Genomic DNA, 9,412 nt, shown 5'->3' on the forward strand with positions numbered 1-9,412 from the left:
TAGCGTTGACTGTTGATGTATCATCTTGTCTGCAATTTACTTGAATGCATGATTGCAACTAAGATGAAGAATTGAGAAATATACAATAGAAGGTTGATAAGTCGTGGTGCAGTTAATCAACTAACAGAAAATCAATTTCTCCTTTTTCGGGGTCAACACGAACGACTTTGACACTAACTTTATCGCCAAGACGGTAACGCTTTTTTGTTCGTCTGCCAATGAGTGAATATTTCTTTTCATCGAAGATATAATAATCATCTTCAAGGTCGCGCAGGCGAATCAGTCCTTCAACAAGTGTATCGGTAAGTTCGATGAACATTCCGAAATTAGTAACACCGGAAATAATGCCATGAAACTCGTCGCCAAGATGCCGTTTCATGTATTCCACCTGCATTACTTTTACGGATGCCCGTTCCGCTTCCATCGCGTTTCGTTCCATCATTGAACTATGTTCACACATGTCGGGAAGATTCTTGATGAAATGCTCTCTACGGGCATGCGACATTTTATGTTCATACTCGAACAACAGACGATGAACAAGCAAATCGGGATAGCGGCGAATCGGGGAAGTGAAATGAGAATAGTGTTTAAAGCCCAATCCGAAGTGACCAATGTTTTTTTCGGAATAGACTGCTTTTGCCATCGCCCGGATTGCAACATTGTTAATCACCGTTTCTTCTTCTTTCCCCTTTACATCATGCAACAATTGTTGCAGTGCTTTTGCTGTAACACCGCTTTTATTGAACTTATAACCAAGATGCTCGACAAAAGAGGACAGGTTTTCAAGTTTTTCAGGATCAGGAGCGTCATGTATTCGAAAAACAAATGGTTTGATGTTTTCTTCTTTCTTACTCGTACCGATGTGCTTTGCAACAGTTTGATTTGCTAGCAACATAAATTCTTCCACAAGTCGGTGCGCGTCAAGACGAACCTTCTTGACAATTTCAAGTGGTTTTCCGTGTTCATCAAATCTGAATTTTGTTTCGACCGATTCAAAGTCAATGCTTCCCTCGCGCAATCGTTTCTTCAATAATATTTTACTTAATCTCTCCATCTGAAGAACAAGTTCTGCATAATCTCCTTTCTTTGTTTCGATGATAGATTGAACTTCCTCATACGTGAATCTGCGTTTGCTGTGAATGACGCTTTTTGCAATCTGATAATCTTTCACAGAACCGCGAGGAGTGACAGTCATGAACGCTGAGTATGTCAGCCGGTCTTCGTTGGGACGGAGACTGCATAAATTATTCGATAATTTTTCGGGCAACATAGGCACAACACCGTCGGCAAGATAGACACTTGTTCCGCGTTTGTATGCCTCGTTATCAAGTTTTGTTTTCTCTTGAACATAGTGACTCACGTCCGCAATATGAACGCCGAGTTTAAAGTTTCCGTCAGGAAGTAATTCTAAAGAGACTGCATCGTCAAAATCTTTTGCATCCACAGGGTCAATCGTGAAGCAGAGAAGTTTTCTCAAGTCAAGTCGCTTTTTGATTTCTGATTTCGGAATTGCATCGGGTATCGCTTCAACTTCTTTTGATACATCATTCTGGAAGGAGAGTGGTAGTTTGAATTGTCGTGCAACGGAAGCCATCTCTGCCCGAACTTCACCAGAATTACCAAGGACTTCAATAATGTGGCCTTCGGGATTGAGATGCTCGGAAGTCCAATTGTCAATCAGTGCAACAACTTTTTGATTGGGACGGGCTCCCAGTGTGCCTCCTTTCGGAATATAAATATCACGCTGTATGCGTCGGTCATCAGGCACGACGAAAAAGAAATTTTTACTCTTCTCAAACGTTCCGACGACAGGGAAATTACTCCGCTCCAACACTTCAACAATTTCACCTTCTAACGTTTCAGCCGGATGTTGCTTGAGAGTTTTGGAGGTCGGTCGGGCAAAAATTTCCACTGAAACTTTGTCGCCGTGAAGTGCTGTACTTAAATATCGTTGCTGAATGATAACCGATGCTTTTTCCGGCAATTCGACCTCAACAATACCATGCCCTTGCTTGGTCATGAATAATGTTCCGCTTGTCTGATGACTGACCTGCGAGCGAACAAAAGAATATCTCTTTCTTCTCTGACGAGTTATCAATTTTTCATCAAAGAGTTGTGTTAACGCTTCAAGCAGAAGAGGATAAATTTTGTTGGAATCCTTCAGTGAAAGTCGTCTGAATAATTCGTTTGGTTTGAAATCCTCGTTTCTGTGTTTTTCTAAGAAATCGAGTACGCGTGATTTTAATTCATCGAGAGTATAATTCATAAGTCAAAAAGAAATTCTGTAATAAACACGCGCGGCATTAGTTACCGGGTTGGTTGATTGTGTAGTAAATTCCGGGCTTTCCACTTTCCGTTCAAGTTCGATAAACAAATTCCGAATTGAACCGACACTGAACACTTCGCCCAGACTGATTTGGTAATTTACATTCGCATTTCCGATGTCATTAAAAATTCTCCCGCCGAACCTCCAATATCCTTTGAACAACTCGCCGCTGATTCTCAAGTCGGCTTTCTCCTGAAAACTTTCACCACTGTATGTAACCTCTGCGCTGCGAATGAATGGAAATTCACGTCGTAAAAAATCGGAAACTAAACCGGAAAGGAAAGTAGAAGTAACTCCTGAAATTACAGTCGAGCCGGCAGTGTTGCCAAGATTGTTTGCAACGTCTGCTCGTTCTGAAGAAGTCAATTCATCGCGAAATTTTCCTGAGACAATAAACGAGATTGCATCGGACTGAACGTCTCCGCCTTTTGTCTGCGTTGCCCAATTTCTAAATTCAGTTTCGCCTTCTTCCTGAACTTTAACTGAAAGTTCAGGGCGCGGCTCATAACGGGTTCCTTTGATATCAATTTGTACTACTACTTTTTGTTGTTCAGGTTGTTTTCCTGCATCGGCTTCTGCAGAGGTGAGCGGTTTTTCCCGTAATCCTTCATACGTTGCGACAACGTTGAGTTCGGGATTATCCCACTGCCCGATGAAGCGTAACGTTCCAGTCGCATCAAACTTCTTGAGGAAGTTGTAGTACGAGCGGGGAGTCATGGAAATTTCACCATAGATATTTGCCGTTCCTTTGTCGTTCACTGCTTTCACAGAGCCTTGAAGTTCTGTGTAGAGTTCTTCGTTCGTTGCCGGTGTAAATATCAAACGTGCGCGAGTGGGTCCGCGGGTTTCGACATGTAAATCATAACGCAATAAATCGAGAAAGCCCAATCGGCTTTCATCCGTTCTGAACATCGCATTTCTCTTTGCCGTATCACTTGCAAAAATAAACTCCTTCATCAATGAACTCTGTTCCGTTTGTAGAATTTCCTTTGACGTATCATCAATAAAAATGTAGTCGAGTGTTAAAGCAGATTCGTCGGACAAAGAGTTCTTCCGTGGAGGGAAGACAAGGTTGGCATCCCGAACGAATAAATTACCGGAGAGAAACGGTCTCTCCATATTTCCGTTGAATCGAACTCCTGAGGAATCTGTTTCAGCAAGGAGAACTCCGTACATCATCGGTACAACCTTTCTTGTCGAATCGCTCATGACTAACACTGTACCGTTTGTTGTTACATCAAAGTCAGTGAGTTTAAATTCCCGTAACGTCAGGTATCCGTTTGCAATTGCGTTTCCTTCAAAGGTACGGTCAGTCAAATTGATAATCTTCATGTTATGAAAAACCAACTGTTCCGCTTTTGGTTGAATGTTTCCCGAAATTGAATAGACAATATTATTTGGTGAAAAAATGAAGCGTGCATCATCAATAAATAAATTACCACTGTACATCGGACGCGGCGGAGTTCCGCGCATAAGTACCTCTCCGCGAAATGTTCCGGTAAGATTTTTCATTTGAGGAACAACTTGCTCCAAAATCGCCACGCTAAATCCATTTGATTGTACTTCGATGTTCTGTTCCACATCAGGAAATCGTTTCTCAACCTTGTTGAATGAAAGATTTATTGGAAGTGTGCCGTTAACAAGCAACGAAGGGAGTGAATCTGTTTCCGCCGTTGTAACTTCTGCATGAATCATTGCTGATTGATTTTTGTAATTGAATGTTGCACGAACATCTCCGATTGTTGTCTTTTTAAAAATGACATTATCAGCAAATGCTTGCAGTTCAATAACAGGTTCACTCGATGTGCCGCTTATATGAAAATCAGAATTGATGATACCAGAAAGATTACTTGGTTGAGTATTATTCGGTTTACTGAGAAGTTGATTTAATGTTCTTAAGTCAAGCGAACGAATGGAGGCATTCATATCAAAATCCCCCTCGTTGTTGAGCAGTCCTTTCAGAGAAACTGATTCGTTATCATGCTTCATCAATGCGTGAAGTACACGAACACCATCGCTGTTTAATCGTACCTGAACGTCATTGTTATTTTTCCAATAAACATCGTTCAACGTAAGAGAAACAGAATCAAAATCAAACACGTAGGTTTGCGGTTGCATGGAAACATTGCCGAGCAATCTGAGGGTTGTTGAAGAATCAATTGTACCAGAGCATTTCAATCTGCCGAGAGCATCATGGTAATCGAACCCGAGATTAACATTCTCAACATTCGTGGAATTGATGACACATGATTTACCGTCCAATAATATTTTCAACGCAAGATTATCTAAGGTTTGATTGTTACTCAAATCTGAAAGCGTCAGGTTTAACCCGGTCTGCTGAATAAAAAAGCCATCGTTCAAATTTCCGAGATAACATTCGTCAATATTCCCCTCAGTTGAAAGAGAAATCTGTTCAGAATTTCCTAATATTCTGCCAATGAAATTCGCCTGTGCATCGAATGGTTTACCATGAATAATGGATGAAAGAGGTTTCAGGTTTTTCAAATTAATTGAGTACGTGCAGTCAAGTGAATCATCAGTACTTGTTGATAATGCTGAATCAGGTTCAGAATTATTTTCGGAAATATCAGGATTTGTATGATTCGAAATCCTTGAAACAAGGCGGGAGATTTTAGATGGAAGTTCTTCAGCAAGCATGTTCAAATTGAACCTCCCCTTCATATCAACATCAGCCACCGAAGATTCTACCTTCAATAATTTGTTTTCGACATTCTTTTGCTGTAATTCGATGTGAATTTCTTCCTCGCCTGTTCTGTAATCTTTAATAAGTGAAGGTGTGAGGAATATATCAGCGACTACGTGGAGATTCTCCAAATTATTCCCTGTTCCTTTTGCATTCGTCGTGACATTCAGTCGTGTTGCGAATTCCGTTTCAGGAAAAAATCTATTTACATCGAAAGAAGAAAGTGCAAGTTGAACTGCGAATTCAGGATTGGTCTCGGTTTTCAAATCCAACGATGCATTAACATTTGCCGTCGCGCCATTGATGTTCAGGAACGATACAGTCTCGAAATTCGTGCCTGTTGCTATCACTCCTACTTTTGAATGGTCAATGATAAAGTTTTTGATTTGTGCAGTATCAATATCAAGTTTTAATTCACTGTTTAGATATTCAGTCGTTGTTCCCTCGCCAATTAGTTCTCCGCTTGCTGTGATATAGGAACTCAATTCTGTGTTGCCCGTTATTGTTGCAAGGTCAAGTCCAATCGTCGAAAGCGAAAGTTGATACTGCGGAACTCCATCATGTATTTCAATCGAACCTTTTGTTTCAAACGTACCTAATTTTCCTTTTATCTGAACCGTGGGACGAAAATCTGATGGATAACCGATGAACTGTGCATACAAAGAAGTTTGCCCGATGTGTTCAAACGGAGGAATATGAAACGACGGCATTAGTTTATTCGCATCTGCAGGATTAAGTTTGGAGTCACCGATAAATGCGCTGATGTAAAGTTTTTCAGGTTGATGTAAATTCCTTAACTCGCCTGCTATTTTGAACGATGTTGAATATGTATCAAGGTTGAGTCGTCTGATTTTAAGATTGCCGAATTCGCCGCCAACATCTAAATCCAATGAAGCATTTCCTTCGAGAAAATATAATTCAGGAAGAAATTGTTTGAGTTCGGCAAAGTCCACAATGTTAGCAGAGAACGTGAGGCGAGTGGTATCGTGTTCCATTTCCGGGAGGTCTAATCCCTCAAAGATATTTTGTCCTTTCAGACTTGTGGTAAAATTGATTTGCGAGCCTGTTGTTTTAATGAGAACATCTTTTGCCTTAATTCCCTGGTCATTGATGTGAAAATCTCCCCGAAAATTTTCAAGAATAAATTTCGGGGAAGAGGAAGCAAAGCGTATTGCTGTGATAACAGCATGAATGTCATCCTCTTTGATTGTAGCCTTCAGGAAAATATCAAGATTCGTTACATCAAAGTTATGATAATCTACCCGTTGAAAATTATATTGTGTCGTATCATCGGAATGAAGTTGAGTTGAATCGTGGAGACTTACTATACCATCACGGAGAGAGAAATAATTAAGCGCAATTGTTTTTTCAAATCTTCCCTTCGATGTATCGGCGGATGGTTTGAGCAGGTTTCCTAAATTCCATGAACCGTCAGTCAATCGAAGGAACGTGACACGAGGTCGTTCGATATTTAGGCTATCAATAATTATTGTTGACTGAAAAAAAGAAATCGGGTCATAGTTGATATGAACAGTTCCAACCGCAAAGACGGGAACATTGCCATAAAAGATAGAGACCGAATCCAACTGAAAATTATTGAGGAAGTTTCCATCGAGTCGCCCGATGTGAATCGTTCCGTTGAATTGTTTTCCCAATTCACCGATGAGAATGGAGCGCAACCCGTTTTTGAAATAATCCGTTTGAGAAAATCCGGCAAAGAAAATCAACAACAAGAGAAGAATCGCGAACAGCCCGCCGAGAATCTTCAATATGTATTTCAAAACTTTCAGCATTCCATGTTATCGGTAACGCCGGAGAATTTCTTCGATGATATTCGATGTTGATTTCGTCGGGACGAATTCTATCGTCGAAACTTTTCCCCCGACTCGTTCTACAATATCTTTTCCAACAATATCATCAACTTTCCAATCTGCTCCTTTTACCAACACATCAGGAACAAGTGCCTGAATGAGATTGAAGGGGGTATCCTCACTGAACAGACAAACATAATCAACTGGGGAGAGGTTGGCAACGATAAAAGCACGGTCTTCATCGGGAACGATGGGGCGTTTTTCTCCTTTGATTCTCCGGACTGAATCATCTGTGTTCACACCAACGACAAGAAAATCACCGAGCGCTTTCGCCTTCAAAAAATATTCGAGATGCCCCCGGTGAATAATGTCGTAGCATCCGTTTGTAAAGACGACTGTTTTCTTTTGTGATTTTGCTGTCTTCCTGATTTCAAGTAATTCAGGAAGTGTAACGAGTTTTCCCATCTATGAAATATCCTTTGGAAGATGATCAGAGTCAGAAAGAATAGTTGTCATTAGTTCTTCGGTTTGAATAGGAACGATGCCGACATAGCCGACGACAATTCCGCCGGCAAAGTTTGCAAGAACAGAAGCCTCAGAGACTGATGCGCCGCCACACATCGCAAGCGTCATCGTTGCGATAACAGTATCCCCTGCGCCGGATACATCGGCAACATTTCGTGCCTTTGTCGGCACATGCCTGATATGTCCGTTCGATTCAAACAAGGTCATTCCTTGAGGACCGCGCGTGAGCAAAATGTTTTCTGCCTGCAATTTCAAAAGTAATTCCTTGCCTGCGCTTAATACATCTTCATCGGTTTTCAAGTGGGTTCCTAATGCTTCTTCTACTTCTTTTCTGTTTGGTTTGAATACTGTAACATTCTTATACTCAAAAAAGTTGTTGAATTTCGGGTCAATGGCAATTATTTTTTTATGGTCGTTTGCCAAATCAATAATCTGCTTGATGAGGGTTTTCACCACGACGCCCTTGTTATAATCCTCAATGATGATTCCGGCAATTGAATTGATGTGGTGAAGCAATGTCTCAACGATTTTATTTTGTATCGTGTAAGAAATATCTGTGCGACTTTCCCGGTCAATGCGAGCAACATGCTGATTGTTTGCTATAATTCTTGTTTTGACGGTCGTTGGCCTTGTATTATCAATGACAATTCCTTCTAACGGAAAATCACTTTCGCGAACAATTTCAGCAAGTTGTTTGCCGCTGTTATCGTTTCCGATAACACCGACCAAAAAAGGATTTCCTCCAAGCGATTTGATATTCTTCGCTACGTTTGCCGCACCGCCAAGCCGTCCTTGCTCCGATTCAATGTCCACAACCGGAACCGGCGCTTCAGGAGAAAGACGAGTAACCGAACCCCAAAAATACCTGTCGAGCATTAAATCGCCGACGACTGCAATTGTTTTATTTTGCATCGAATCGAACAATGAACGTAATCGTTGTTCCGTAAACTGTACCTGCACAGATGTTCCTTATTTTGGTTGTTTTACAAATAAATTGCCGTCAGAATATAGGCAGAACTCAAGATAGAATCAAATGATTTCAGTGTTTTTTGCAAAATGCTTTTCTATTTAGACACTTATTTCCTATCTTCGTTTCGCCATGAAAGAAATTCAAAGAATCTCCAAAGCAAAGTTACACTCGTACAAGAAACTTACTCAGAAAAAATACAGAGAAGAGGAAGGAAAGTTCATTGTTGAAGGGGAACATGTTGTAGAGGAAGCAATCGTGTCAGATTGGTTTGTGGACTCATTGTTTGTCACGGAGGAGTATCTTCAAAAAGATTCTGCCCAACGCTTAATTTTCACTGCTCAAAGAAAGAAGATTGAACTCTTTCTACTAGCAGAACAAGAGTTAGGTCAATTGTCCGACTCTGTTACATCGCAAGGAGTTGCAGCAATCATCTCACAAAAGAAAATTCAATTAGATACATCAATTACAAAACAGAAAGAAAGTTTGATTGTTGTCCTCGACCAAATCAACGACCCGGGAAACCTTGGTACAATCATCCGGACGTGTGATTGGTTTGGTGTTGATTGTTTGATTGTCAGTAGCAACTCGGTTGAACTCTTCAGTCCCAAAGTTGTCCGTTCGACAATGGGTTCGATATTCCATTTTCCGGCAATAACCGATGTTGATGTGAAGGATACACTCCGGCAACTAAAGCAAGAGAACTATACAGTCATCTTGGCAACAATTGATGCTCCATCGAAATTGCATGACGTTCGATTTCCCAAGAAGACGGTGTTAGTTTTCGGAAACGAAGCACATGGCATCTCAAAGGAATTACAGAATTGTGCCGACGAATCAGTCTCCATCAAGAAATATGGGAAGGCTGAGTCCCTGAATGTTGCAATGGCGTGCGGGGTATTTCTATCCTACATCAGAAAATAATATCGTTCCAAGTGGGGGTTGTCTCAAAAGGACAGCCTCTTATTATTTTAGAGAGAGGAATCTTGAGAGGGACGCAAAAATAATAATCATTTGAGGAGGGAAGATGAACGTTGGGTGGAAATAATGTTGATGAGAAAGCAGTTTGTTACGCTGCT

The 9,412-nt window shown here is 40.9% G+C and carries 5 protein-coding genes; 1 reads left to right on the plus strand and 4 read right to left on the minus strand.

Going from position 1 to position 9,412, the window contains the following annotated elements; all coding sequences use genetic code 11:
• Nucleotides 1-112 precede the first annotated feature (112 nt).
• From rnr to rfaE1, 4 genes are read right to left on the minus strand one after another with little or no spacing between them, the layout of a single operon-like run.
• Entirely contained in the window at nt 113-2,266 is a 2,154-nt protein-coding gene (rnr, locus tag HY960_02850) for a ribonuclease R (protein MBI5214670.1), read from the minus strand.
• Between the two features lie 3 nt (nt 2,267-2,269).
• Nucleotides 2,270-6,811: a hypothetical protein gene (locus tag HY960_02855; protein MBI5214671.1), complete on the minus strand. Its 4,542-nt coding sequence runs from the start codon at nt 6,809-6,811 to the stop codon at nt 2,270-2,272.
• 18 nt (nt 6,812-6,829) lie between these two features.
• Entirely contained in the window at nt 6,830-7,306 is a 477-nt protein-coding gene (gene rfaE2 / locus HY960_02860; GenBank protein ID MBI5214672.1) for a D-glycero-beta-D-manno-heptose 1-phosphate adenylyltransferase, read from the minus strand.
• Nucleotides 7,307-8,278: a D-glycero-beta-D-manno-heptose-7-phosphate kinase gene (rfaE1, locus tag HY960_02865; GenBank protein ID MBI5214673.1), complete on the minus strand. Its 972-nt coding sequence runs from the start codon at nt 8,276-8,278 to the stop codon at nt 7,307-7,309.
• A gap of 187 nt (nt 8,279-8,465) precedes the next feature.
• Here rfaE1 and HY960_02870 point away from each other — a divergent pair, with 187 nt between their 5' ends.
• On the plus strand, nt 8,466-9,257 hold the full coding sequence (locus tag HY960_02870; GenBank protein ID MBI5214674.1) for an RNA methyltransferase: 792 nt from the start codon (nt 8,466-8,468) through the stop codon (nt 9,255-9,257).
• The last annotated feature ends 155 nt before the right edge of the window (nt 9,258-9,412 follow it).

Source organism: Ignavibacteriota bacterium, assembly GCA_016212665.1.
Classification (GTDB): domain Bacteria; phylum Bacteroidota; class Ignavibacteria; order UBA10030; family SZUA-254; genus FW602-bin19.

Coding starts and splice junctions, on each gene's coding strand:
- rnr (MBI5214670.1), bottom strand. CDS start 2,266: ATGAATTATACTCTCGATGAATTAAAATCACGCGTACTCGATTTCTTA.
- rfaE2 (MBI5214672.1), bottom strand. CDS start 7,306: ATGGGAAAACTCGTTACACTTCCTGAATTACTTGAAATCAGGAAGACA.
- rfaE1 (MBI5214673.1), bottom strand. CDS start 8,278: ATGCAAAATAAAACAATTGCAGTCGTCGGCGATTTAATGCTCGACAGG.
- HY960_02870 (MBI5214674.1), top strand. CDS start 8,466: ATGAAAGAAATTCAAAGAATCTCCAAAGCAAAGTTACACTCGTACAAG.